This is a genomic window from Janthinobacterium sp. PSPC1-1 (assembly GCF_049897625.1).
Taxonomy (GTDB): Bacteria; Pseudomonadota; Gammaproteobacteria; order Burkholderiales; family Burkholderiaceae_D; genus Janthinobacterium; species Janthinobacterium tructae.
Map to the genome: position 1 here is coordinate 161,517 of NZ_JAFCWP010000005.1, position 24,983 is coordinate 186,499.

At 59.5% G+C, this 24,983-nt stretch carries 22 protein-coding genes, 1 other RNA gene and 2 pseudogenes; 6 read left to right on the plus strand and 19 right to left on the minus strand.

Annotated features, from left to right (window positions below; translation table 11 throughout):
* Nucleotides 1-39 precede the first annotated feature (39 nt).
* The 15 genes from ACP7EG_RS17335 to gyrA all read right to left on the minus strand — a co-directional run bounded on the left by ACP7EG_RS17335 (nucleotide 40) and on the right by gyrA (nucleotide 16,952).
* Nucleotides 40-570, minus strand: coding sequence for a ComEA family DNA-binding protein (locus ACP7EG_RS17335; RefSeq protein WP_426088619.1), 531 nt, complete (start codon nucleotides 568-570; stop codon nucleotides 40-42).
* Between the two features lie 176 nt (nucleotides 571-746).
* Entirely contained in the window at nucleotides 747-1,700 is a 954-nt protein-coding gene (gene rfaE1 / locus ACP7EG_RS17340) for a D-glycero-beta-D-manno-heptose-7-phosphate kinase (RefSeq protein ID WP_426088620.1), read from the minus strand.
* Nucleotides 1,697-3,064, minus strand: a complete 1,368-nt coding sequence (locus ACP7EG_RS17345) for a UDP-glucose dehydrogenase family protein (protein ID WP_096234302.1) — start codon at nucleotides 3,062-3,064, stop codon at nucleotides 1,697-1,699. Before ACP7EG_RS17345 ends, rfaE1 begins: the two co-directional genes overlap by 4 nt.
* Nucleotides 3,065-3,143: 79 nt before the next feature.
* A complete protein-coding gene (gene lapB, locus ACP7EG_RS17350) occupies nucleotides 3,144-4,319 on the minus strand; it encodes a lipopolysaccharide assembly protein LapB (RefSeq protein ID WP_071078964.1) in 1,176 nt (391 codons plus the stop codon).
* 46 nt (nucleotides 4,320-4,365) lie between these two features.
* Nucleotides 4,366-4,668: a LapA family protein gene (locus ACP7EG_RS17355; RefSeq protein ID WP_077400759.1), complete on the minus strand. Its 303-nt coding sequence runs from the start codon at nucleotides 4,666-4,668 to the stop codon at nucleotides 4,366-4,368.
* A 234-nt stretch (nucleotides 4,669-4,902) separates the two neighbouring features.
* Nucleotides 4,903-5,208, minus strand: coding sequence for an integration host factor subunit beta (locus ACP7EG_RS17360; protein ID WP_008446215.1), 306 nt, complete (start codon nucleotides 5,206-5,208; stop codon nucleotides 4,903-4,905).
* A gap of 17 nt (nucleotides 5,209-5,225) precedes the next feature.
* The gene (gene rpsA / locus ACP7EG_RS17365; protein ID WP_071650172.1) at nucleotides 5,226-6,938 is read right to left on the minus strand and encodes a 30S ribosomal protein S1; all 1,713 of its coding nucleotides are present in this window, start codon (nucleotides 6,936-6,938) and stop codon (nucleotides 5,226-5,228) included.
* Nucleotides 6,939-7,056: 118 nt separating this feature from the next.
* On the minus strand, nucleotides 7,057-7,725 hold the full coding sequence (gene cmk / locus ACP7EG_RS17370; RefSeq protein WP_426088621.1) for a (d)CMP kinase: 669 nt from the start codon (nucleotides 7,723-7,725) through the stop codon (nucleotides 7,057-7,059).
* Nucleotides 7,726-7,741: 16 nt separating this feature from the next.
* The gene (aroA, locus tag ACP7EG_RS17375; RefSeq protein WP_426088623.1) at nucleotides 7,742-9,097 is read right to left on the minus strand and encodes a 3-phosphoshikimate 1-carboxyvinyltransferase; all 1,356 of its coding nucleotides are present in this window, start codon (nucleotides 9,095-9,097) and stop codon (nucleotides 7,742-7,744) included.
* Between the two features lie 18 nt (nucleotides 9,098-9,115).
* Nucleotides 9,116-10,024 carry a prephenate dehydrogenase gene (locus ACP7EG_RS17380; protein WP_426088624.1) on the minus strand — a complete coding sequence of 303 codons (909 nt, stop codon included), beginning with the start codon at nucleotides 10,022-10,024 and terminating at the stop codon, nucleotides 9,116-9,118.
* A gap of 4 nt (nucleotides 10,025-10,028) precedes the next feature.
* Nucleotides 10,029-11,135 (minus strand): histidinol-phosphate transaminase, encoded by a 1,107-nt coding sequence (gene hisC, locus ACP7EG_RS17385; protein WP_426088625.1) that lies wholly within the window; start codon nucleotides 11,133-11,135, stop codon nucleotides 10,029-10,031.
* Between the two features lie 128 nt (nucleotides 11,136-11,263).
* A complete protein-coding gene (pheA, locus tag ACP7EG_RS17390) occupies nucleotides 11,264-12,334 on the minus strand; it encodes a prephenate dehydratase (protein WP_426088626.1) in 1,071 nt (356 codons plus the stop codon).
* Nucleotides 12,335-12,415: 81 nt separating this feature from the next.
* Nucleotides 12,416-13,507 carry a 3-phosphoserine/phosphohydroxythreonine transaminase gene (gene serC, locus ACP7EG_RS17395; RefSeq protein ID WP_426088627.1) on the minus strand — a complete coding sequence of 364 codons (1,092 nt, stop codon included), beginning with the start codon at nucleotides 13,505-13,507 and terminating at the stop codon, nucleotides 12,416-12,418.
* 24 nt (nucleotides 13,508-13,531) lie between these two features.
* Entirely contained in the window at nucleotides 13,532-14,116 is a 585-nt protein-coding gene (locus ACP7EG_RS17400) for a DUF2059 domain-containing protein (protein ID WP_426088628.1), read from the minus strand.
* A 142-nt stretch (nucleotides 14,117-14,258) separates the two neighbouring features.
* Entirely contained in the window at nucleotides 14,259-16,952 is a 2,694-nt protein-coding gene (gene gyrA, locus ACP7EG_RS17405) for a DNA gyrase subunit A (protein WP_426088629.1), read from the minus strand.
* Nucleotides 16,953-17,608: 656 nt separating this feature from the next.
* On the opposite strand from gyrA, the gene ompA reads away from it, so the two are divergent.
* From ompA to ssrA, 4 genes are all read left to right on the plus strand, one after another.
* Complete coding sequence (gene ompA, locus ACP7EG_RS17410; protein ID WP_034782001.1) at nucleotides 17,609-18,319, plus strand: outer membrane protein OmpA; 711 nt, start codon at nucleotides 17,609-17,611, stop codon at nucleotides 18,317-18,319.
* 127 nt (nucleotides 18,320-18,446) lie between these two features.
* Complete coding sequence (gene ubiG / locus ACP7EG_RS17415) at nucleotides 18,447-19,142, plus strand: bifunctional 2-polyprenyl-6-hydroxyphenol methylase/3-demethylubiquinol 3-O-methyltransferase UbiG (RefSeq protein ID WP_071078972.1); 696 nt, start codon at nucleotides 18,447-18,449, stop codon at nucleotides 19,140-19,142.
* Between the two features lie 68 nt (nucleotides 19,143-19,210).
* Nucleotides 19,211-19,915 (plus strand): HAD family hydrolase, encoded by a 705-nt coding sequence (locus tag ACP7EG_RS17420; protein WP_426088630.1) that lies wholly within the window; start codon nucleotides 19,211-19,213, stop codon nucleotides 19,913-19,915.
* Nucleotides 19,916-19,998: 83 nt separating this feature from the next.
* Nucleotides 19,999-20,359, plus strand: a transfer-messenger RNA (tmRNA) gene (ssrA, locus tag ACP7EG_RS17425).
* A 229-nt stretch (nucleotides 20,360-20,588) separates the two neighbouring features.
* Here the strand turns inward: ssrA and ACP7EG_RS17430 are convergent.
* The 3 genes and pseudogenes from ACP7EG_RS17430 to ACP7EG_RS17440 all read right to left on the minus strand — a co-directional run.
* Nucleotides 20,589-21,026 (minus strand): hypothetical protein, encoded by a 438-nt coding sequence (locus ACP7EG_RS17430; protein ID WP_426088631.1) that lies wholly within the window; start codon nucleotides 21,024-21,026, stop codon nucleotides 20,589-20,591.
* Between the two features lie 180 nt (nucleotides 21,027-21,206).
* Nucleotides 21,207-22,322 carry an acyltransferase family protein gene (locus tag ACP7EG_RS17435; protein ID WP_426088632.1) on the minus strand — a complete coding sequence of 372 codons (1,116 nt, stop codon included), beginning with the start codon at nucleotides 22,320-22,322 and terminating at the stop codon, nucleotides 21,207-21,209.
* Between the two features lie 420 nt (nucleotides 22,323-22,742).
* Nucleotides 22,743-22,829, minus strand: a pseudogene (locus tag ACP7EG_RS17440) (phage portal protein); the annotation flags it as partial.
* On the opposite strand from ACP7EG_RS17440, the gene ACP7EG_RS17445 reads away from it, so the two are divergent.
* The gene (locus tag ACP7EG_RS17445) at nucleotides 22,789-23,784 is read left to right on the plus strand and encodes a site-specific integrase (RefSeq protein WP_426088633.1); all 996 of its coding nucleotides are present in this window, start codon (nucleotides 22,789-22,791) and stop codon (nucleotides 23,782-23,784) included. The pseudogene ACP7EG_RS17440 and the gene ACP7EG_RS17445 sit on opposite strands and share 41 nt — an antisense overlap.
* 109 nt (nucleotides 23,785-23,893) lie before the next feature.
* Here ACP7EG_RS17445 and ACP7EG_RS17450 read toward each other — a convergent pair whose 3' ends face one another.
* Nucleotides 23,894-24,187 carry a hypothetical protein gene (locus tag ACP7EG_RS17450; protein WP_426088634.1) on the minus strand — a complete coding sequence of 98 codons (294 nt, stop codon included), beginning with the start codon at nucleotides 24,185-24,187 and terminating at the stop codon, nucleotides 23,894-23,896.
* 135 nt (nucleotides 24,188-24,322) lie between these two features.
* On the opposite strand from ACP7EG_RS17450, the pseudogene ACP7EG_RS17455 reads away from it, so the two are divergent.
* A pseudogene (locus ACP7EG_RS17455) lies at nucleotides 24,323-24,550 on the plus strand (IS5/IS1182 family transposase); the annotation flags it as partial.
* Nucleotides 24,551-24,983 lie beyond the last annotated feature (433 nt).

Here is a 24,983-nt window from a genome sequence, read left to right on the forward strand (position 1 = left end):
GCGCGGCACCACCACGCAACACGCTTTACAGCAACACGCTTACTTTTTCTCGGCTTCAGCCTTCTTCGCCTCGGCTGCAGCCAGCTTCGCTTCTTTCTTCGCGGCAGCGGCGGCAGCCTTCGCTTCTTTCTTGGCAGCAGCAGCTTCTTTTTTCGTTTCAGCGGCTGTCTTGGCTGGCGCCGCAGCGGTGTCGGTCGCAGCAGCTGGCTTCGCTGCGGCTTCTTTCGCTGCAACTTCCTTCACAACAGTTTCCTTTTTTGCCGGGGCAGCTTTCGCCACCGGGGCCGCTGGCGCGCCAGACTTGGCCTGACCATTCACCTGCAAGCCCGCTTCCGACAGTTTCACGGAACTTTTCGGTCCGATGCCTTTTACGCGGCTTTCGAAATCGGCCCAATCCTTGAAGGCGCCGCCCTTGGCGCGTTCATCAAGGATGGCTTTCGACGTGACGGGGCCGATGCCCTTGACGCCGTCGAGTGCCGCCTGGTCCGCCTTGTTGACATCGACCTGGGCAAAGGCAAAACCCATCGTCGCGATCAGGGTGACGATGGCCAGCAGTATTTTTTTGAACATGGGTATCTCTCCGTGGTGTGGTTTCAAGATGACTCGAACGCAAGGGAGGAGCAGCGCCTTAACGGCTTTAACGGCTGTGGCGTGATACGGTTGACAAGACGGGACAGCGGAATGACGGGGAAACCTGCGCCAGATCAAACAGAGCGGCGCAGGCGAGATGCGGAATACGGCGGCGGTTACTGCGGGAACAGCTCTTCGCGGGTGACGGTGGCCGTGCCCAGCTTGCCGACGACGATGCCGCCGGCCCGGTTGGCCGTACGTACGGCGTCACCCAGGCCCATGCCGGCGCCCAGCATGGCCGCCATGGTGGCGATCACCGTGTCGCCCGCGCCCGAGACGTCGAATACTTCGCGCGCATCGGTCGGCATGTGCAGCACCTCATCGGCCGTGTACAAGCTCATGCCCTCTTCGGAACGGGTCAGCAGCAAGGCTTCCAGGCCCAGCTGTGCGCGCATCTGCTGCGCGCGTTCCGTGAGTTGCTCTTCCGTATTCCAGTTGCCGATCACGCGGCGCAGTTCGGACTTGTTCGGAGTGAGCACTGACGCTCCCGCATAGCGGCTAAAATCATCGCCTTTCGGGTCGACCATGACGATCTTGCCGGCGGCCTTGGCGGCCTTGATCATCTCGGCCACGTTCACCAGGCTGCCCTTGGCGTAGTCTGACAGGACCACCACATCGTAGTGCGGCAGTAGCGCATTGAATTGCTTGAGTTTATCGCGCAGCACCGTATCGCTGGGCGCATCCTCGAAGTCGATGCGCAGCATCTGCTGCTGGCGGCCGATCACGCGCAGCTTGATGATGGTGGAAATGGCCGCATCGCGCTGCAGATAGCTGTGGATGCCGCCGCCTTCGAGCAGGCGCTCGACCTGGCTGCCGGCCTCGTCGTCGCCGACCACGCCCAGCAAGCTCGTCTTCGCTCCCAGCGCGGCCGCGTTGCGCGCCACGTTGGCCGCGCCGCCCAGGCGCTCTTCGCGCTTCTCAATGCGCACGATGGGCACCGGCGCTTCCGGCGAAATACGGCTGACATCACCGAACCAGTAGCGGTCCAGCATCACATCGCCCACCACCAGCAGGCGCACCTGGGCCAGCGCGGCCGGCGCCGTCAAGGCTGCCACCTCGTGGGCGCTCATGCGCGTGTCAGGATCGAGCGACCGATCCCGTGATATTCGATGCCCGCCTCGGCCATGACGGCCGGCTCGAACAGGTTGCGTCCGTCAAAGATCACGGCCTGCTTCAGGCGCGCCTTGACCTGTTCGAAATCGGGACTGCGGAAGGCTTTCCACTCGGTCACGATGACCAGCGCATCGGCGTCCTGCAGCGCATCCTTCGGACTGTCGGCAAAGCGCACCCTTGCCAATTGTTCCGGCGTCAAGTCCAGTTGCAGCACGCGGCGCGCCTCGGGCATGGCGACGGGGTCGTACACGGCCACCGTGGCGCCGCGCGCCAGCAAGTCCGCCAGCAGCACGCGGGCCGACGCTTCGCGCATATCGTCCGTGTTCGGTTTGAAGGCCAGTCCCCAGACGGCGAAATGCCGGCCCGTCAGATCTGCGCCGAAGCGAGTGACCACTTTGCGCCCCAGCACCTGCTTCTGCTGGTCGTTGACGGCTTCGACGGCACGCAGGATCAGCAACTCCTGCCCATAGCCGCGCGCCGTGCGCTCGAGCGCCTGCACGTCTTTCGGGAAGCAGGAACCGCCATAGCCGCAACCTGCGTACAGGAAGCTGTGGCCGATGCGTGGGTCGGAACCGATACCGTGGCGCACGGCCTCGATATCGACGCCCACCTTGTCGGCCAGGTTCGCCAGTTCATTCATGAAGGAAATACGCGTGGCCAGCATGGCGTTCGCCGCATACTTCGTGAATTCGGCCGAGCGCACGTCCATCCAGTAGGTACGTTCGCGGTTGCGGTTGAATGGCGCGTACAGGCTTTTCAGCAATTCGCGCGCGCGCTCGCCGTCCGGCGTGCTGTCGCAGCCGATGACGATGCGGTCCGGGCGCATGAAGTCTTCGACGGCCGCGCCTTCCTTGAGAAATTCCGGGTTCGACGCCACCGAGAACGTGGCGGCCACGCCGCGCGCGTCCAGTTCGCCCTGGATGGCGGCGCGCACTTTTTCGGCCGTACCGACGGGCACGGTCGACTTGTCGACGATGACCTTGAAGTCCGTCATGTACTTGCCGATGCCGCGCGCGGCCGCCAGCACGTATTGCAGGTCGGCCGAGCCGTCTTCATCGGGCGGCGTGCCGACGGCGATGAATTGCATCACGCCGTGTGCGGCGGCTGCCTCGACGTCGGTGGAGAAGGTCATGCGGCCGGCGGCGCGGTTGCGCGCCACGACTTCTTCCAGTCCAGGTTCATGGATGGGGATGCCGCCGCTATTGAGCAAGGCGACCTTCTGTGCGTCCAGGTCGAGGCAAAAAACGTCGTTGCCCAGCTCCGCCAGGCAGGCGCCGGTCACGAGGCCTACATAGCCGGTGCCGATAATAGTGATTTTCATGGATGTACCGTATGGATAAAAAGCAGGTCTTACATAGAAGTACACGCCACATTACTCAGGGCAAGGTGACGTGTACGAATCAGTTCATGACATTGAGTTCTTCGGTGCGGCGCGGTGGATACGTTTCCCACTTATTGCAGCCAGGGCAGTGCCAGTAGAACTGGCGTGCCTTGAAGCCGCAATGGCTGCACTGGTAGCGGGCCAGCTTCTGCGTGTAGCCGTGCACGAGGTTTTTCACCATCGACAGCTCGGACCAGATGGCGGCCGGCGCATCCATCATGCGCGCTTCCAGCAGTTTATCCAGGCCCAGCAGGGTCGGCGTGCGGCGCAGCTCGGCGCTGACCAGCTGCTTCGCCGCTTCCACGCCATCGAGTTCGATGACGGCCTTGAAGACGACCTCGATCAAGTCGATCGACGACGCCTCTTCCAGGTAGGAGCGCAGCAGGTTGACGCCTTCCTGCGCGCGGCCCACCTTGGTGTAGCCATCCATCAGGCGCTGCGCCACCAGGGCCACGTGCGGCACGCTTTGCTGCTCCACGCGGCGCCAGGTGGTCAGCGCGCCTTCCACGTCGCCGCGCGCCAGCAGCACGTCGCCCGTCAGGATGGTGGCGCGCACGCTCTTGCGGTCCGTCTGCAGGGCTTTTTCCAGCAGCGGCATGGCTTCGTCCGGCTTCATGTGCACCAGCGCGTCATGCGCCAGTTCGCAATAGAACTGGGCGATTTCCTTCTGGCGCGCACCGGCGCCCGATTCCTGCAAGCCCACGGCCGCTTCGATGGCGCGCGGCCATTCCTTTTCGCGCTGGTAAATTTCCAGCAGCGCACGGCGCGCCTGGGCCGCATATTGCGTGTCGATCAGGCTATTGAAGGTTTCCTCCGCGCGGTCCAGCAAGCCTGCCTTCAGGTAATCCATGCCCAGTTCGTAGGCGGCATGGCCCTGCTGTTCCAGCGGCAAGTCCGGGCGCGCCAGCAAATTCTGGTGCACGCGGATGGCGCGCTCCGTTTCGCCGCGGCGGCGGAACAGGTTGCCCAGCGCAAAGTGCATATCGGCCGATTCCGGGTCCAGCTTGACGACTTCGATGAAGGCATCGATGGCCTTGTCATGCTGCTCATTGAGCAGGAAGTTCAAGCCCTTGAAGTAATTGCGCGGCAAGCTGCGCGATTCGGACACCAGTTGATGAATGTCGACGCGCGCGGCAATCCAGCCCAGCGCGAAAAACACCGGGATACCCAAGAGCCACCAGAGTTCAAAATCCATGCGATTGTTTTTATTCGAGTAAGAGAGATAGGAGCGACGGCGCCGCTTACTGCGCGCTCACGCTGTCCGGTTGCGGCTGGACATTGCTGGCCACGCCAACGGTTTGCAGCGCGGCAATGGTGGTTTTTTGCTTGCTCGCTTCGCGGCGGTGACGGAACACGGTCGGCGTCAGGGCCAGGACGCCCAGGCTGGCGCCGGCGACAAAAAAGCCCAGCAGCATCAGGACCAGGGGGCCGCGAATTTCATAATTAAGGAAAACATGCAGGTCGACAACCTGCGCATTCTTCAGCGCAAAACTGAAGAACAGGACGAAAAGAACACAGCCAACGATGGTGGAGATGATTTTCATCGATACGCCCAGAAAGTACAAAAAATGCCGTATGGCACAACCTCGGAATGCCTGGCAGAAGCGTAGCGAGCGTCAGTGATTTGTGGCCGAGAAGCGCAACCGTACTGAAGTACGGTGAGCATCGCAGGCCGCAAAGCGCGACGCGCAGTAGCTTATGTCAGGTATTCTCAGCATATTAACAAAAAAAAGCGGCATCCAAGGACGCCGCTCTTTGTGTCGCCTTCCAGCAGACGATTAATCCTCGATAATCGGTTGCCCGACCATCGCGTCCACCCGCTCGCGCAACTGTTTTCCCGGCTTGAAGTGGGGTACCCGTTTTTCGGGAACCATCACCTTGTCGCCGGATTTCGGGTTGCGGCCGATACGCGGGGGCCTGCTGTTCAGGGCAAAACTGCCAAAACCGCGGATCTCGATACGCTGACCGGTCGCCAGGGCGTTGGTCATCGCATCGAGAATGGTCTTGACGGCATACTCCGCATCTTTCGCCACCAGCTGAGAATAACGCTCAGCGAGGCGGTTGATCAGCTCGGACTTTGTCATCTGCCGTATCCGCAGTCTTAGTTCTTGTTATCGAACTTAGCTTTCAACAAGGCGCCCAGGCTGGTGGTGCCCGAAGCTGCGTTGTTGTCGGTAGCTGCCATCTTCTGCATGGCTTCCTGGGTTTCCACGTTGTCTTTCGCTTTGATCGACAGTTGGATACCACGGGCTTTGCGGTCGATGTTCAACACCATTGCTTCGACGGTATCGCCGACTTTCAGGTGCGTACCAGCATCTTCAACGCGGTCGCGCGAGATTTCGGAAGCGCGCAGGTAGCCTTCAACTTCTTCGGACAGTTGGATCACGGCGCCTTTAGGCTCAACCGATTTAACGGTACCGGTTACCAGCGAGCCTTTGTCGTTCATGGCTGCGAAGTTGTTGAATGGGTCACCTTCCAGTTGCTTGACGCCCAGGGAAACGCGCTCGCGCTCAACGTCGATGGCCAGAACGATGGCTTCCAGTTCGTCACCTTTCTTGAAGCGACGCACGGCTTCTTCGCCGGTTTCGGTCCAGGACAGGTCGGACAGGTGTACCAGACCGTCGATGTTGCCGGCCAGGCCGATGAACACGCCGAAGTCGGTGATCGATTTGATCGCGCCGCGGACTTTATCGCCCTTCTTGTGGGTAACGCCAAAGTCATCCCAAGGGTTGGCTTTGCACTGTTTCATACCCAGCGAGATACGACGACGCTCTTCGTCGATTTCCAGAACCATCACTTCTACTTCATCGCCCAGTTGGACAACTTTGTTAGGAGCAACGTTTTTGTTCGTCCAGTCCATTTCGGAAACGTGTACCAGACCTTCGATACCCTGTTCCACTTCAACGAACGCGCCGTAGTCGGTCAGGTTCGTTACTTTACCGAACAGACGGGTGCTTTGTGGGTAACGACGGGACAGACCGGTCCAAGGATCGTCGCCCAGTTGTTTCACGCCCAGCGAAACACGGTTTTTCTCTTGATCGTATTTCAGGACTTTGGCGGTGATTTCCTGGCCAACCGTCAGTACTTCCGACGGGTGACGTACACGGCGCCATGCCAGGTCGGTGATGTGCAGCAAGCCATCGATACCGCCCAGATCCACGAACGCGCCGTAGTCGGTGATATTTTTGACGACGCCGGTCACGACCGTGCCTTCTTTCAGCGTTTCCATCAGTTTCTGACGCTCTTCGCCCATCGAAGCTTCGATGACGGCGCGGCGGGACAGAACCACGTTGTTACGCTTGCGATCCAGCTTGATCACTTTGAATTCGAGGGTTTTGCCTTCGAATGGGGTGGTGTCTTTGACAGGACGGGTATCAACCAGCGAGCCCGGCAGGAATGCGCGGATGCCGTTGGTCAACACGGTCAGGCCGCCTTTGACTTTACCATTGACGGTACCGACGACGATTTCGCCCGATTCCATCGCTTTTTCCAGAGCCAGCCACGAAGCCAGACGCTTGGCTTTATCGCGCGACAGGATGGTATCGCCGAAACCATTTTCCAGCGATTCGATCGCCACGGAAACGAAGTCACCAACTTTGACTTCCAGTTCGCCGTGGTCGTTCTTGAATTCTTCGACAGGGATGAATGCTTCGGATTTGAGGCCAGCGTTCACGATCACGAAATTGTGGTCGAGGCGCACGACTTCAGCGGAAATAACTTCGCCGGAGCGCATATCTTGACGCGACAACGATTCCTCGAAGAGCGCAGCAAAACTTTCCATACCGGTAGATTCGTTAGTTGTAACAGTAGACATAGGGTTCACACAGGTTATCCAGCAGAGATCGCACGACGCGACTTAAACTGGGTTAGGTTTTTGACACACCCGGACAGGCCAGGAGCCGTCAACGGGCACCACATAGCACAACAACACGCTATTTTGCTGCAGCTGCATACCATTTCAACACGGTTTCAACGGCAACATCTGCCGTCATTTCCGACGTATCGAGGACATGCGCCCCTTCCGCAGGGACCAGCGGCGCAATCGCACGGTGAGTATCACGTTCGTCCCGCGCCTGCAAATCCATCAGAAGGTCTTCCATCTTAGCAGAAAAACCCTTGTCTATCAATTGCTTGTAGCGCCGTTGCGCGCGCGCCTCGACGCTGGCGGTGAGGAACACCTTCAATTGGGCATGCGGGAAGATCACCGTGCCCATGTCGCGCCCGTCGGCCACCAGGCCCGGCGTCTTGCGAAAACCCAGCTGCAAGCCCACCAGGGCATGGCGCACTGTTGGCAGCACGGCAATTTTTGACGCCGTATTGCCCACTTCTTCAGCACGGATCTGCTCGGTGACGTTTTCCTGCGCCAGCAGGATCTCGCCGCCCGCAAAATGGCAAGGCAAGTGCTCGGCCAGCTTGGCCAGCGCGTGCTCGTCGCGCAAGTCGGTGCCACGGCGCAGCGCCATCAGCGCCGTCAGGCGGTACAGCGCGCCCGAGTCCAGGTAATGGAAACCCAGCTTGTCGGCCACGCGGTGCGCCACCGTACCCTTGCCGGAAGCGGTGGGGCCATCGATGGCGATGACTGGAATGTTGGAGGTTGACATAGTATTAAACAATCAATTAAATCAAGGTGTCTTTGGCAATCCCCGCAAACGCAGCGAAATACTCGGGGAAGGTCTTGGCCACGCATTTCGGGTCGTTGATGCGCATGGCGTTGCCGCGGCGCGCGGCGCCATCGAGCGAGGCGAGCGAGAAACACATGGCCATGCGGTGGTCGTCATACGTGTCGATGGTGGCTGCCTGGATCTCGGCTGGTGGCGTCACGCGCAGGTAGTCCGCGCCCTCTTCCACTTCCGCACCCAGCTTGCGCAATTCCGTCGCCATGGCGGCCAGGCGGTCCGTTTCCTTCACCCGCCAGCTGGCGATATTGCGCAAGGTCGAGGTGCCGTCCGCGTACAGGGCAGCCACGGCGATCGTCATGGCCGCATCGGGAATATGATTAAAATCCATGTCGACGGCTTTCAAGACGCCGTTCGAACGGGCCTCGATCCAGTTCTCGCCCATGGTGATGGTCGCGCCCATCTGCTGCAAGGCCTCGACGAAGCGCACGTCGCCCTGGATACTGTCGCGCCCCACGCCTTCCACGCGCACGGGACCGCCGCCGATGGCGCCGGCCGCCAGGAAATACGACGCCGACGAAGCGTCGCCTTCCACGTGGATGGTGCCCGGGCTTTGATAGTGCTGGCCCGGCTGCACGGTGAACGACTGCCAGCCGTCATGCTCGACCGTCACGCCGAAGCGGCGCATCAGGTTCAGGGTAATTTCAATGTACGGCTTGGAGATCAACTCGCCCGTCACGTCGATGGTCACCGCATGGTCGCGCGCCATCAGCGGCGCCACCATCAAGAGGGCCGTCAAAAACTGGCTCGACACGTTGCCGCGCACGGCGATGCGCTGCGCGTGGATGTGGCCACGGCGGATGCGCAGCGGCGGGAAGCCCTGCTCGCCCGTGTATTCGATCTGCGTGCCGACGGCGTTCAGCGCGTCGACCAGGTCGCCGATGGGGCGCTCGTGCATGCGCGACACGCCGTGCAGCGTGTAATCGCCGCCGATGACGGCAAGGGCCGCCGTCAGCGGACGGATCGCCGTACCGGCGTTCCCCATGAACAGGTCAGCCGCGTGGTGCGGGAAGACGCCGCCGCAGCCTTCCACGTGATGCACCTGGTGGGCAGTAGCCGGATCGCCCGTCAACTCATCCTGCGTCCATTTGACGCCCAGCGACGTCAACGCCGTGAGCATGACGAAGGTGTCGTCGGAGGCGAGCAAGTCGATGATTTTCGTCGTGCCCCTGGCCAGCGCGGCGAGCAGCAGCACGCGGTTGGAAATGCTTTTCGAGCCGGGTAAACGCACCGTGCCTTCGGCATGCATCACCGGCTGCAAATCGATATGGTGAGGGTAGTGCTTGGTCTGGGTCATGCTGGAATCCTTGAGTATTTATCGTGTGGGCGCGGCAGGTATTTCCGCCGTTTCAATCGCCTCGATCCATTGTTGCCGCGCGTGCTGGGCGTTCGCGTACACGCCTTCGATGGCGGCGCCGTCATTCGCGGCCAGGTGGGCGCGCAAGGTCGTCAACTGCGCCAGGTAGGCGTCCAGTTCGTGCAGCAGCGCCGGCTGGTTGGCCAGGCTGATGTCGCGCCACATTTCCGGCGATGAGCCGGCGATGCGCGTAAAGTCACGAAAGCCGCTGGCCGCATATTGAAACAGCAGGCCCGCGTGCGGTTTGTTGGCGATGTCGTCGACCAGCGCAAAGGCCAGCAAATGCGGCAGATGGCTGACGGCGGCAAATACCTTGTCATGCTCTTCGGGTGTCAAGGTATGCAGGATGGCGCCGCAGGCGCGCCACGCGGCCGCCACCCGTTCCACATCGGCGGCGCTATTTTCCGCCAACGGCGTGAGCACCACTTTCTTGCCTTGATACAGATCGATGATGGCGGCGTCAGGCCCATTCGTCTCGCGTCCCGCGATCGGGTGGCCGGGCACGAATTGCGCCACCTTGCCACCGAGCGCCGCGCGCGCGGCCGCCACCACATCGCTTTTCGTGCTGCCCGCATCGGTGACGATGGTGCCGGGCTGCAGATGCGGCGCGATGGACGCCAAAATAGCGCCCGTCTGCGCCACGGGCGCGGCGACCAGCACCAGGTCGGCGCCAAGCAAGGCATCAGCCATGTCGCCGCCGATTTCGTCGATGATGCCCAACTCAAGGGCGCGCGCCAGCGAGGTCGATGAACGGCCCATGCCGACCACCGTGGCGACCGCGCCCGCGTGTTTCAAGGCGCGCGCGAACGAGCCGCCGATCAGGCCTACGCCGAAGATGACGACTTTTTTCAGTGCAGGCGTCGTCATATCGTCAGGCCAGCGCTTTCGTCAGCGCGGCGATGAAGATGGCGTTTTCCTGCGGCAGGCCGATGGAAATGCGCAGCCATTGCGGCAAGCCGTAGCTGCCGACGGGACGCACGATCACGCCCTGCTGGAGCAGCGCCAGGTTCACGCGCGCGCCCGCTTCGTCATCGTCGCCCACTTTCACCAGCACGAAATTGCCGTGCGACGGCACGAATTCCAGGCCCAGTTGCGTGAATGCCTCGATGAACTGCTGGTAGCCGGCCGCGTTGTTGCGCGCGCTTTGCTCGAGGAAGGCCTTGTCGTTCAGGGCGGCAATCGCGGCCGCCTGCGCCAGCGAGTTGACATTGAACGGCTGGCGGATGCGGTTCATCAGGTCCGTCAGCACCGGTTGGGCAATGGCGAAGCCGATGCGCAGGCCGGCCAGGCCGTAGGCCTTCGACAGGGTGCGCGAGACCACCAGGTTCGGATACTGGCGCACCCACGCCGTCGATTCGTACTGCTCGTCGGCCGAGAGGAATTCGTTGTAGGCTTCATCCAGCACCACCACCACGTGCTGTGGCACTTTTTGCAGGAACGCTTCGAGCTGCGCGGCCGTCAGGAAGGTGCCGGTCGGGTTGTTCGGGTTGGCGATGAAGATCAAGCGCGTATCGTCGGCAATCGCCGCCGCCATGGCATCGAGGTCATGGCCGTAGGCTTGCGCCGGCACGACGATGTGGCGCGCACCCAGGCCTTGCGTGGCCAGCGCGTACACGGCAAACGAATACTGCGAGTAGACCACGGATTGGCCATGCTGCACGAAGGCGTGCGCGGCGATTTCCAGGATGTCGTTGCTGCCATTGCCCAGGGTGATCCAGTCGGCCGGCACGTCATAGCGCTTCGACAGCACGGCTTTCAAGTCGAAGCCGTTGGCGTCCGGGTAGCGGCCCAGGTCATCGATGGCGGCGATCATCGCCTGCTTCGCCGATTCCGGCATGCCGTACGGGTTTTCATTCGACGCCAGCTTGACGATGGCGGCCTCGTCGAGGCCGAATTCGCGCGCGACTTCGGCGATCGGTTTGCCGCTCTGGTAAGGGGCGATGGCGCGGACGTATTCTGGACCGATATTTTTAGACATGGTGTTCTTTAAAAGTTGGTGAATGATTAGGCTGGTGGCTGTTGTTGGGTTACGCTGCGCTAACCCAACCTACGGCTTATTGTAGGTCGGATTAGGCCGCAGGCCGTAATCCGACACCACCGTCGGCGTCACAGACTGACCGGATACGACCCCAGCACCTTGAAAAACGCCGCATTGCCTTGCAGCTCGGCCAGCGCCTGGGCAACGGCTGCATCGTGCACATGGCCTTCCACGTCGACATAGAAATAATACTCCCAGCTGCCCATGCGCGCCGGGCGCGACTCGAAGCGCGTCATCGACACGCCGTGCTTCGCCAGGGGTGCCAGCAACTGGTACACGGCGCCCGCCTTGTTCGGCACGGCCAGCACCAGCGACGTCTGATCCTTGCCCGACGGTGCCGTCTGCAAGGTGCCCACAACGGCAAAGCGCGTGCGGTTGTGCGGGTCGTCCTGGATATGGCCCTTGACCACGCCCAGCTTGTACTGCGCGCCCGCCAGTTCGCTGGCAATGGCAGCGACCGCCGGGTCCTCGCTGGCCATGCGCGCCGCTTCGGCATTCGAGGCCACGGCATGGCGCGCGATGTGTGGGTAATTCTGGTTCAGCCACACCTGGCACTGCGCCAGCGCCTGCGAATGGGCGCAGATGGAGGTGACGCCATCCATGTTGCCGCTCTTCGTCATCAGGCTGTGGTGCACGGCAATGGCGACTTCACCGCTGATGATGAGGCTAGTCTGCAGCATCATGTCCAGCGTGCGGTTGACGGCGCCTTCCGAGGAATTCTCGATCGGCACCACGCCAAAGTCGGCCGTTCCCGCCTCGGCGGAGCGGAACACTTCATCGATGGACGCGCACGGCAAGCCTTCGACGGCGCTGCCGAACTGCTGGTACACGGCCTGTTCGCTGAAGGTGCCGGCCGGGCCAAGATAGGCCACGGTGACGCGCTTTTCCAGCGAGCGGCAGGACGACATGATTTCGCGGAAGATGGTCTGCACTTCGCGGTCGCCCATGGGGCCGGGATTGCGCTCGGCCACGCCGCGCAGCACTTGCGCTTCGCGCTCGGGACGGAACACGGGCGCCTGCGTCTCGGCCTTCACGTGGCCCACTTGCTGGGCTATTTGCGCGCGGCGGTTCAGCAGTTCGAGGATTTGCGCGTCGATCGCATCGATCTGTTCGCGCAGCGGTTTCAATTTATCGGTCATGGTGTTTGTTTCGTCAGCTGTACTTCAATCATGGCCGCGCGGCCTGCGCCGGCGGCGGGCCGGCGCGGTCGTCTAGGCGACTCAGCGTCCGGCAAACTCGTTCAGATAATTCACCAAGGCTTGCACGCCCTCGATCGGCATCGCGTTATAGATCGATGCACGCATGCCGCCGACGGACTTGTGGCCCTTCAGTTGCAGCAGGCCGCGCTGCTTGGCGCCGGCCAGGAATGCGTCGTTCAAGCTTTCATCGCGCAGATAGAACGGGATGGTCATGCGCGAGCGGTATGCGGGATCGACCCGGTTCTGGTAGAAGTCGTCCGCATCAAGCGCCGCGTACAGCAGCGCCGCTTTCTCAATATTACGCTGTTCCATGGCTGCCACGCCACCTTGCCGTTTGAGCCACTGGAAAACCAGGCCGGCAATATAGATGCCGTAGGTGGGCGGCGTGTTGTACATCGATTCATGTTCGGCCACGATGCTCCAGTCGAAAGCGGACGGGCAGATCGGCAGCGCCTTGCCCAGCAAGTCTTCGCGCACGATGACCAGCGTCAGGCCGGCCGGGCCGATATTTTTCTGTGCACCGCCGAAGATGACGCCGTATTGCGACACGTCGATCACGCGCGACAAAATGTGCGAGGACATGTCGGCCACGATGGTGGTCCCTGCCGGTACGCCTGGCGCCTGCTGGAACTCCACGCCGTCGATGGTTTCATTGGTGCAGATGTGCAGGTAGGCGGCGCCTGGCGTCAGTTTCCACTCACCCACCGGCAGCACACCCGTGAAACGCGTGGCCTTGGACGACGCGGCCACGTTGACGTTGGCATATTTTGCCGCTTCCTGGATCGACTTGCCCGACCACGAGCCCGTATGCACGAAGTCGACGGTGGCCGGCTGCTGCGCGGCCAGGCCCACCAGATTCATGGGGATGATGGCGTTCTCGCCCAGGCCACCGCCCTGCAGGAACAGGATCTTGTAGTTGTCGGGCACGGCCAGCAGTTCGCGCAGATCGGCTACTGCCTGCTTGTAGATGGAGATGAATTCGGGACCACGGTGGCTCATTTCCATCACCGACATGCCGCTGCCATGCCAGTCCTGCATTTCCGCTGCCGCTTGCGCCAGCACTTCCTTGGGCAGGACGGCGGGGCCGGCTGAAAAATTGTAGATATGGGTCACGATACGGTCCTTGGAAAAATGGAATTATTGGGGCGGCTGCGTGGCCGCCCGCATGACTTGTTCGAGCACGGCATTCACGCGCGGCATCAGCACGCGCTGGCTGATGGCCATCGATTCGGCCGACAGCTGCGGCATGGTGGCCAGCATCTTGCGGCCCAGCGGCGTCTTGTAGAAGGCCGCCAGCTGCTCGACTTCCGGCACCGTGTAAAAGCGCGCGTACAGGGGCACCATTTCGGCGCTCAGCTCGTCGATCAGGGTCGGGTCGGCCAGCACCTGCGTCAGGGTGGCGATAGCGACGGGGATTTCTTCCTCGGCGCTGGCCAGCGCGCGCGCCTTGCGCTGCTCGTCCAGGTTCGGGTTGCTGCTGATTTGCTGCTGCGCCGACTGGCGGATCATGGCGGGCACCGATTGCAGCATCTGGTCGAAGATGCTGCGCGTCAGTTGCGGGAACTGCATCGCGTCGAGCATGCGCCGCACGGCCACTTTCATGGCGGGGCTGGGTGCCGCCTGGCGCGCGGGCGTGGCTTGCGTGCTCTGGGCCAGGGCCGGCAGGGTCGCAAGAAAGGCCAGCGAAAACGCGGCGAAGAAGGTGGCGACGATTTTTCTCATGGCATGCGGGATGTTGAATGAAGGGTAAATGGGCTGCGGCCGGGAGGCTTGTCGGCTTACGCCCTTTGGGCTAAGCCGACCTACGGGCCTAACAACTGGTGCGCCAACAGCAATTGGGGCTCCCGAAAGAGCCCCAATCATCTTACTCCGGCTGGGCCGGATCGACAGGATCAACGGGATCGGCTGGTTCAGCCGCTGCCGGCGCGGCTGCGGCCTCCAGGCCCGCCTCCGTCGTCAGCTCGACTTCGTCGATATCCGTTTCCACCACGCGCTGCAGGCCGGACAGCTTGGTGCCGTCTTCCACGGCGATCAGGGTCACGCCCTGCGTCGCGCGGCCCATTTCGCGAATTTCCGATACGCGGGTGCGAATCAGCACGCCACCGGTGGTGATCAGCATGATTTCATCGCTGGTATCGACCAGGGTCGCGGCAACCACTCGACCGTTGCGCTCGCTGGTCTGGATGGCGATCATGCCTTTCGTGCCACGGCCATGGCGCGTGTACTCGGTGATCGGCGTACGCTTGCCGTAACCGTTTTCGGTTGCCGTCAGCACCGACTGCTGCTCGTTCTCGGCCACCAGCAGGGCGATCACGTGCTGACCTTCTTCCAGGTTCATGCCGCGCACGCCGCGCGCCGTGCGGCCCATCGGACGCACATCGTTTTCGTCGAAGCGCACTGCCTTGCCCGAATCGGAGAACAGCATCACGTCGTGCTGGCCGTCGGTCAGCGCCGCGCCGATCAGGAAATCGCCATCGTCCAGGTCGACCGCGATGATGCCGGCCTTGCGTGGATTGCTGAAGTCCTTCAGCGGCGTCTTTTTCACGGTACCGAGGCTGGTCGACATGAACACGTAATGGTCTTCCGGGAACGTGCGGTTCTCGCCCGACAGCGGCAGGATCACGGTGATCTTTTCGTTGTCCTGCAGCGGGAACATGTTGACGATCGGCTTGCCGCGCGAATTGCGCGAGCCTTGCGGCACTTCCCATACCTTCAGCCAGTACATGCGGCCACGATCCGAGAAGCACAGGATGTAGTCGTGCGTATTGGCGATGAACAGCTGGTCGATCCAGTCTTCCTCTTTGGTCGCCATGGCCTGCTTGCCGCGTCCGCCACGCTTCTGCGCGCGGTACTCGGAAATCGGCTGCGCCTTCATGTAACCGGTGTGCGACAGGGTCACGACCATGTCTTGCGGCGTGATCAGGTCTTCCGTTTCCAGGTCGGTCGCATTGAGCTCGATCTGCGAGCGGCGCACGTCCTTGTTGCCAGCGCCGTATTCGTTTTTCGCCGCCGTCATTTCATCGGTGATGATGACGGTGACGCGTTCCGGCTTGGCCAGGATGTCGAGCAAGTCGGCGATATGTTCCATCACGTCCTTGTACTCGTTGACGATCTTGTCCTGCTCCAGGCCAGTCAGGCGCTGTAAACGCATCTGCAAAATTTCCTGCGCCTGGTCGTCCGACAGCTTGTACAGGCCATCCGTCTGCATGCCGTAGTGCTTCGGCAGGTTTTCCGGACGGTAGGCATCGATGCCGCCTGGCGTCGTGCCGTCGCCCGTACGGGCCAGCATTTCGCGCACGACGGACGAATCCCAGGCCTTGGCCATCAGCTCGACCTTGGCGATCGGCGGCGTTGGCGCGGCCTTGATGATGGCGATGAAGTCATCGATGTTGGCCAGCGCGACAGCCAGACCTTCGAGCACGTGGCCCCGTTCGCGCGCCTTGCGCAGTTCGAACACGGTGCGGCGCGTGACCACTTCGCGGCGGTGCGACAGGAAGCATTGCAGCATCTGCTTGAGGTTCAGCAGCTTCGGCTGGCCATCGACCAGGGCCACCATGTTCATGCCGAAGGTGTCTTGCAACTGGGTCTGCTTGTACAGGTTGTTCAGCACCACTTCCGGCACTTCGCCCCGTTTCAGCTCGATCACCACGCGCATGCCCGACTTGTCGGATTCGTCGCGGATGTCGGAAATGCCGTCGAGCTTCTTGTCGCGCACGTTTTCGGCGATGCGTTCCAGCAAGGATTTCTTGTTGACCTGGAATGGCAGCTCGTCGACGATGATGGCGATGCGGCCGCCATCCTTGCCGTATTCTTCGAAGTGGGTCTTGGCGCGCATGACCACGCGGCCGCGGCCCGTGCGGTAGCCGTCGCGCACGCCCGACACGCCATAGATGATGCCGGCGGTAGGGAAATCGGGGGCGGGAATGATCTCGATCAATTCATCGATCGTGCATTCCGGGTTGCGCAGCACGTGCAGCGCGCCGTCGATGACTTCGGTGATGTTATGTGGCGGAATGTTCGTCGCCATGCCGACGGCGATACCGGACGAGCCATTGATCAGCAGGTTCGGGATACGCGTCGGCAAGACCGTCGGTTCCTTTTCCTTGCCATCGTAGTTGGGCTGGAAGTCGACGGTATCCTTGTCGATATCGGCCAGCAGTTCGCCGGCGATCTTGTCCAGGCGGCACTCGGTGTAACGCATCGCCGCGGCGCCATCGCCGTCGACGGAACCGAAGTTACCCTGGCCATCGACGAGCATGTAGCGCAGCGAAAAATCTTGCGCCATGCGCACCAGTGTGTCGTAGATCGAGGCATCGCCGTGGGGATGGTACTTACCCATGGTTTCGCCGACCACGCGGGCGCACTTGACGTAAGGGCGGTTCCACACGTTATTCATTTCATGCATCGCGAACAAGACGCGGCGGTGCACTGGCTTCAAGCCATCACGCGCATCGGGCAAGGCGCGACCGACGATCACGCTCATGGCGTAATCGAGGTAGCTCTTGCGCATCTCTTCTTCGAGGGAAATAGGAATTGTTTCTTTTGCGAATTGATCCATTGGCGGTTCGACTGATCTCAGGCTGTGGTTAACTTATCTGTTACGCAATGTATGACGCAATACTGCATATCCTGGGTGGCTGTCGTCGTGGACGCTGCGCCGTGCGCTGCTGGCCCGGCCCGGCTTCCATGTCGCAGAGTGCCAGAACAAATCGGCGCACTGGCGGTACGGCCAGTACGCATACCGCAAGGGTACGTGCTGGTCATGCGGTGCCGCCGTGGGCATTTGCTCGACACTCTTAACAGTCAAGCGCACGATTTTAGCATGCGCGCCCAGCTACCTGTACAAATTGGCCATACCAACAAGATTGGCAGTTTGCACCAGGGGCGTGCATGTTGACCTGTCGATAATGCACAATGACAATATCAGTTCAAGACACCTGCCCTTCAAAGTGGCAAAAAAAGCGATCAAATGTTACAGATGCGTTACAAATGGGCATTTTCGTTGCGCAAAAACAACGCACGGTCTAAAATCGGGCAAGCTTTGATTTAACCACCGTCGTGCGCCCCTGATGCGTGTGGCAAAATGACTGAGAAGTTAATTGCTAGTTTCGCAATCTGAAACGAGCGCATATGGTCTACATGATAAAATCTTGGCACGTAGCACCAGTAGCGCAGTGTTGTTCTGCGGATATCACCCCCCGAAAGGAAAAAAGAATGAATAAATTTGTAACGCTGTTTTTCGCTGCATCCGCAGTGATTGCTGGCTCGGCTTCGGCCCAAACCCCAACCTCCCCACCATTCGCGCCAGTTACCACTGACATCAAAGCACCAAGCCCAAAAAGCGCTTACGTGCAAGATGCCCGCGGCGTGATCGTGCGCGATCCATTCGGTCTGTGCTGGCGCACCGGCTACTGGACACCTGCTGACGCAGTGCCAGGTTGCGACGTGCCACTGTGCGTAGAGCCAGAAACCCTGCAAGACGGCAAATGCGTGGCTCCACCAGCGCCAGTCGTACCAGCACCGGCACCAGTCGTTGTCGTACCAGTACCAGTCGTCGTGGCTCCTACCTCGGAAAAAGTCAGCTTCGCTGCTGATGCATTCTTCGATTTCGACAAAGCTACGCTGAAGCCAGAAGGCAAAGCCAAGCTGGACGAACTGTCCGCACAACTGGGCGGCATCAACCTGGAAGTCATCATCGCTGTGGGTCACACCGACTCCGTCGGCACCGATGCTTACAACCAAAAACTGTCGGTACGTCGTGCTGATGCTGTCAAAGCCTACCTGGTCACCAAAGGCGTTGAAAGCAACCGCGTGTACACCGAAGGCAAAGGCGAAAAACAACCTGTTGCTGATAACAAAACTGCCGAAGGCCGTGCGAAAAACCGTCGCGTGGAAATCGAAGTTGTTGGTACCCGCAACAAGTAATAGCTGAGCCCCCGGACTTGCCGCAAGTCATCGCGCAAGTCAAGGACAGCATGAAAAACCCCGCCAAGGCGGGGTTTTTTTTCGTCCGTGGCTGCCCGATTGTAAAATTGCCGCTATTATTCGACCTATGAACGCCGACCCTCTCGAAATCCAAAAATTCAGTGAGCTGGCCCACCGCTGGTGGGACCCCACTTCCGAGTTTCGTCCCTTGCACGAAATTAACCCCCTGCGCCTGGAATGGATCAACGCGAAAGTGCCGCTGGCTGGCAAGCGCGTGATCGACATCGGCTGCGGCGGCGGCATCCTGGCCGAATCGATGGCCCGCAAGGGCGCCGACGTGACAGGCATCGACCTGTCCGACAAGGCCCTGAAAGTGGCCGACCTGCACAGCCTGGAATCGGGCGCCAAGGTACGCTACAAGCTGATCGCCGCCGAAGCCATGGCCGAGGAAGAGCCGGGCCAGTACGACGTCGTGACCTGCATGGAAATGCTCGAGCACGTGCCGGACCCCGCCGCCATCGTCAAGGCCTGCGCCACCCTGGTGAAACCGGGCGGCCACGTCTTCCTGTCGACCCTTAACCGCAACCCGAAAGCGTACCTGTTCGCCATCCTGGGCGCCGAATACATCCTGCGCCTGCTGCCGAAAGGCACGCACGACTATGACAAATTCATCACCCCGTCCGAACTGTCGCAATACCTACGCAGCGCCGGCCTGGACGTCAACAGCATGCGCGGCATGGGCTACAATCCGCTGACCAAGATTTACTCACTTAATAGCGATACCAGCGTCAATTATCTGGTGGCCTGCACCCGGCCGCTGTAACCATCACGCACAATACAAGGCGGCTGCGGCCGCCATTTTTCATTCTTACTTGACACACTTTGCCCGCCATGATCACAGACCATCTGCCAGCCCCGCGCGCCATCCTGTTCGACCTCGACGGCACCCTGGCCGACACCGCGCCCGACCTGGCAGCGGCCATCAATCTGCTGCGCGCGCGCGCCGGCCTGGCGCCGACCCCGTATGACATCCTGCGCCCCACCGCCTCGGCCGGCGCGCGCGGCATGATAGGCGCGTCGTATGGCGTCCAACCTGGCGAAAGCGGCTACGAAGCCCTGAAAGACGGTTTCCTGAACAATTACGAAGCAGCCCTGGCCGTGGAAAGCCGTTTATTTGACGGCATCTCCGCCATGCTGGAAGGCCTGCAAGCCTTGGGCCTGGCCTGGGGCGTGGTCACCAACAAGGCGGCCCGCTTCACCGACCCGCTGGTGGGCCAGATCGGCCTGGGCGCCGCCGGCTGCGTGATCTCGGGCGACACCATGGCGCACCCGAAACCGCACCCCGCCCCCCTGCTGGAAGCGGCGCGCCGACTGGAACTGGCACCGCAAGACTGCTGGTACGTGGGCGACGACCTGCGCGACATCCAGGCCGGCCGCGCCGCCGGCATGCGCACGGTCGCCTGCGCCTGGGGCTACTGCGGCCCCGTCGAGCCGCAGCACTGGAAGGCCGACCACCTGCTGGACACGCCGCAGGCCCTGCTCGAGCTGGTGACTGGCGTGGTGAAGGCGGCGCAGGCGCGGCAGCTGGCGGCGTAAATCGGCCTCCACTTGATCTGGCGCGCCAACAAACGAATGCATCATGCAAGAGTGTGAAGATTGCGCTACAATGAAGGTTCTGTGGGGACGACCTGGTTTCGACGTGGGTTGCAAAGCAGCGCAGGGCATACCGAGGGCGGGCTACCTCGTAAATACAACCTGAAAAAACTTAACTGCAAACGATAACTCGTACGCACTGGCAGCTTAATTGCTGTTAGCTCTAGAACACCTCGTCCCTGGGGTGGGCCGTTAAAAGCTCTAGAGTCATTTACAGGGACTCGTCTGATGCTGGGTTACTTAGCGTCCGACTAAATAATAGGTAACTCGCTTGCCCATAACGTGCACATCCGTGCTGGCTGAGTTAAATTAAATGATAGTGCTAAGTATGTAGAACTGTCTGTGGAGTGCTTGCGGACGCGGGTTCGATTCCCGCCGTCTCCACCACTGAATAAATAAAAGGGCTTCCCCGTTTTGGCGGGGAGGCCCTTTTTATTTATTCAACGCATGCAGAGCGCGGGCAGCGCATCCGCGTCCGGTACGGACGCGGGGGTTTTGCGGGGCCTTCGGCGAGCGCAGCTCGGCGCCGCAAAACCGGGTTGCGCTTGCAAGCGCAACCCTCTCCGATTCGTCTGACTGGCTCTTGCGCCGCAGGCGGTTTTTCCTAGCAACAACATCAGCCGCTCAGGCCGTGTACGCATGGCGGACCTGAGCCCCGCTCCCTGACTCCAGGGTAGCGGTGCAATGCGTATAGCCAGTAGCAACGTTTAGCAGCTTCATCGATGAGCCAGTCGTTGAGTTCGGGCATGGCCGTAGCGGCCAGATTGGCGCCTGCCTGCACGAACGCCTGGGCGCTCACGGCATGGGCCAGCTGCGCCTGTTGCCGCAGATGCGCAAAAAAATCATCGAGTTCAGTTTGTACGCTCTTGCGCATGCCGGTGAGCATAAGTGCCACGAGGGCCGGCAACGGCAACTTGCGCCGACGCTGAAAAGCCGTCGGATGATCCGGGTGACGGGCATGATCGAGAAACCGGTTGGAATGCAGGTGGCAGGTGAAATTGGACAGCAAGGAAGCAAGGGACATGGCGGCAAAGAAGATCAAAAAGATCTTCATTGGCGGCCGCGCAAAGCCGCTACCGCGTCAAGGACTATGTGATTTATCAGGCAGAAAATTGCGCGGCGCGATCCTTAACTTGGGTGGATTGGACCCCGCCTCCTCATTTGAAAAAGGGCTGGTGCACGGCATTGCCGCACACCAGCCCTTGGACTGGCCCTGCGGGAAGAACACTGAAGGTCAAGTTTTCGTGTTGGATAAATCGGATGGCATCGCACGGAGCTGATTTGGTCGCCTTTGCAATAGGCGCTGTCCAAGCCGTACCCCCCATTTTTCTACTGTTTTGTGCATTATATAGCTGAGAATCAAGAGCCCAAACAATGCTTGTATATTGGCTGGAAGGAGGTCGATTGATAAATGAGTCAGCAACATCTTGATCGGATCCCATGCCCAGTTATGGAATAAGTAGACGGCAAATGTCAAATTGGACAGTAATAGTACAACTGGAGTCGGTTTCAGGTCCGCTCGATAAATCCAGGCAGCGCTAAAGATTGCGACAGCGATGGCGACAAAATGCGTACCTAGCCAGTATGGTGTATATTTTGCGACCAGGTCGAAGTATTGATACAGGATGAATCCGGTGAAAAATAACAGTGACCACAATTGAATTTCTTTTTTCTCAAAAAGGTAATAAAAGACACCGATAAACAGGATCGGTGTATAAATCGTGAAATAGGCCGGGAATGTTCCTGCGAAATTGGGGACGGGATCCATCATGCGTAGGCCGAATGTAACGGCTAGCAATGCCCATGGCAGGAGTTGACGGCGCTGATTTAATAAGCCGAGACATTTCAAGAGTGCCATCAGTAAGTAAAACATGATTTCAATGCGCAAGGTCCATTCAACCCCCAGTAGAGTATAGGGCGCTTGCAACCAGTCGCCCAGCAATAATAGCTGAATCACGATGATGCGTAGTTCAGGAAATGGCTGATGTAGAAAATAGTTATTTATCAGCAATTGTGATAATACTGCCACTATATACAAGGGGTAAATTCGAAAAATTCTCTTGACGAGAAATGTTCCGGTCGATTCTTTTATTAGTACATGAGTAATAATGTAGCCGGAAATCATGAAGAAGACTGTAACGCCAGCGCCACCACTCCAGAAAGCGGGTAATATGATTTGCAGTAGTAACTTGGGTGTTGCATGAACTAGCGGATCGTTAGCCCAGGAGTTCAAGTCAGCGTAAAATTTGTGTCCAATTAAAACACTGACGAAAGAAAAAATACGCAGATAATCCAGGAAAACCAGTCGGTTTGCGAGTGCAGAATCGGACTTGATGAGGTCAGTACTCATGTATTTGTACAAATAAAAGTGTGCGGATACCCGCAGGAATGGCATCGCTTCTGATTGCTTGCCGTGAAGTGGCATAGGCTGGCAGCTATCTGCAATGCGGGCTGATAAAACTTTACATTATAAGCGTTTCCGCTATTTGATTGAGGATTATGTTAGCGAGAGTGAAACTAGAGAGAGATGGACTTGCGTGCTTGTAAAGCATGAAAGCTGTGTGCGTCTGACATCGTGTTTCCGCCAACTCGGACGCGTACGCAAGTAAATCCAATGTTGTGACCTGGTGCGGTGAGGGCGTGAAGAGGGGGGCATGGCGAGCCAATCCTCCCAAGTTAAGCAATAGTTTTTCATTAAACGGCCTTGTACGCCATTTATTTATGCGGTTTGTAGGTCGTTTGACGTGATCTGGATTGCCCCGGTCGATGCGAAGCCCGCGTGCGAACCGTTCTTGTAGTACTTGCGGCGGAACAAGGTGGCCGCCTCGTTGAACCAGGCCGATTGCAGCGCGCTCACCTTCCCGCAATCGTCCAATGCCGTCAAATTCGCCGACCAAGTCGGCGACGTGCAGACCATCGAGGCGTTTCTGGACAAGTGGCTCGACAGGCAAAAAAAACACCTCAAGGCCAGCACATACAACGGCTATCGCAAGATCGTCGTCGACCAGCTGATCCCCTGGTTCGGCACCATCATGCTGTCGGCGCTGCGCAAGAAGGACGTGCGGGCGAAGCTGGAGCCCATGAACGCGACCAACAAGACCATGGCCAATATCCAGAGCGTGCTGCGCAAGGCACTGGACGACGCGATAGAGGACGAGTTGATCGAGGTGAACCCTTTGGCGCGCTGGTGCTATTCCAAGGTCGAGGCGCCGCAGTCGAAGGACGATATCGACCCGTTCACGAAAGAAGAACAGTCAGCGATTCTCGCCCAAGCAACCGGCCAGGGCAGCAACCTGTTGCGGTTTGCCTTCTGGACCGGCTTGCGCACGTCCGAACTGGCGGCCCTGGATTGGGCCGATGTGGACTTCGTGCGCGGGGTAGTGATGGTAACGCGAGCCCTCACGCAGCATTCAAGGGTTGCGGAGAGCACCAAGACAAACGCCGGCCGCCGAGAAGTCAAGCTGCTGGAGCGTGCCATGCATGCACTGCAGGAGCAAAAGGCATTCACTTGGGCGAAGGATGAGGAAGTCTTTCAAAATCCGCGCCTGGAACGGCGCTGGGAGGGGGATCAGCCGATCCGCAAGACTGTATGGACAGGCATCCTGCAAAATGCGGGCGCGCGGTATCGCAACCCTTATCAGACGCGGCATACCTATGCCAGCATGATGCTCTCGGCCGGTGAACACCCTATGTGGGTGGCAAAACAGATGGGGCATGCTGACTGGACAATGATTGCCAGGGTATATGGGTGTTGGATGCCGGATGCAGATCAGACTGCCGGCTCAAAAGCGGAAAGCATTTTCGGTATTTAGAAGTGCCAGGCCGTCGTTTGAGCGCCGCCCTGGTGGATCAATCAATTTCGTCGGCGACCTGGATCATTTCTGAGTCGCCAACGGTTCAACACAAGATGACATGTTGGCCTCATACTGTCTCATTAATCTCACCGTTTATTTCTAAATCAAAGAACTGCCCCCCATGTGCAACGACGCTATCAGCCGAGCAGTTTTTTGGCGCGGTGCCGTCACTCCGACTGCAAAGTCGCGCCGTTTTACCATTAAAGGGAACCTGAATAGTTTCGCCTGGCTTAAGCACGGTGTTCTTAAAACCAAAATCGACACCAATCCATTCTATATGCAAAAATATCAACACATCGGTGCGATTATAAAATTCCACGATATTGTCTTCATCGTCAAGAACCTGGTTTTCTTTGTTCATAGTTTCCTCCGTAGCACTAAATTATCCTAAAAATCCGAAGCCATATGACCCCGCTTCAGTATGCCTGTGGCGACAGCAACTTGCTTAATGTACGTCAAGCTATGGAAAGACCGGCGCCCCGGCGCCGAGGTTTGCAATGCCATTGCGCACGCCACGAGCCGGCTTGGTTTTCGAATATGGAAGTAGTGGACCAGCTATCATCGACGCAGACTGATCGAAACCAAAAGACCTTGCTTTAAACTGCTCGGGGAGCGGGTAATGGTACGGGACTTCAACCGACAGGTTGCCGAGTTGCAGGTGCGTGCAGCCATCCTCAATCGCTTCACGCGACTCGGTACTCCGATGACGGTAGCCATGCCGTAAATCCGTCTAAGGTATGAGGTCTTATACGCTCAGTTGATTTGTGCAACAAAGCCCTTTTACCATCGACAAGAGGGTGATTGTCAGTAATTTGCCAGTAAAACCTTCAAGACGCCTAAAAAATCGAAGCTTACGGTAGGTTCGATTCCCGCCGTCTCCACCACTGAATAAATAAAAAGGGCTTCCCCGTTTTGGCGGGGAGGCCCTTTTTATTTATTCAACGCATGCAGAGCGCGGGCAGCGCATCCGCGTCCGGTACGGGCACGGGGGTTTTGCGGGACTTCGGCGAGCGCAGCTCGGCGCCGTAAACCGGGTTGCGCTTGCAAGCGCAACCCTCTCCGATTCTTCTGGCTAGGTTTTGCGCCGCAGGCGGTTTTTCCTAACGACAACCTTAGCGGCTCAGGCTGTATACGAATGCCGGACCTCGCTCTGTATC